At 70.3% G+C, this 263-nt stretch carries 1 protein-coding gene; it reads right to left on the bottom strand.

All coding sequences use genetic code 11. The annotated features are described in order from the left end of the window. Positions 1 to 263: hypothetical protein (locus AB1287_RS22435; RefSeq protein ID WP_436799863.1), on the bottom strand; the 263-nt coding region annotated here is incomplete at both ends.

Below are 263 nucleotides of genomic sequence, written 5' to 3' on the forward strand. Positions count from 1 at the left end.
ATCTTCAGCGGATACACCGGGGGAGTCCCGCCGAACTCCGGACAGACCGACTGGTGGTCGCACCAGCCGCACAGCTTCGTCGGCCGCGGCCGCCAGTCACCCGTCTCCGTCGCCAGCCGGATCGCCTCCCACAGCGCGAGGAGCTTCCGCTCCACCCGCAGCAGGTCCGCCTCCACCGGGTCGTACGTCAGGACGTCACCGCTGCCCAGGTAGACCAGCTGCAGCCGTCGCGGGATCACCCGCTTCAGCCGCCAGACCACCAG

The organism is Scandinavium sp. UTDF21-P1B, assembly GCF_040750395.1.
Classification (GTDB): domain Bacteria; phylum Pseudomonadota; class Gammaproteobacteria; order Enterobacterales; family Enterobacteriaceae; genus Scandinavium.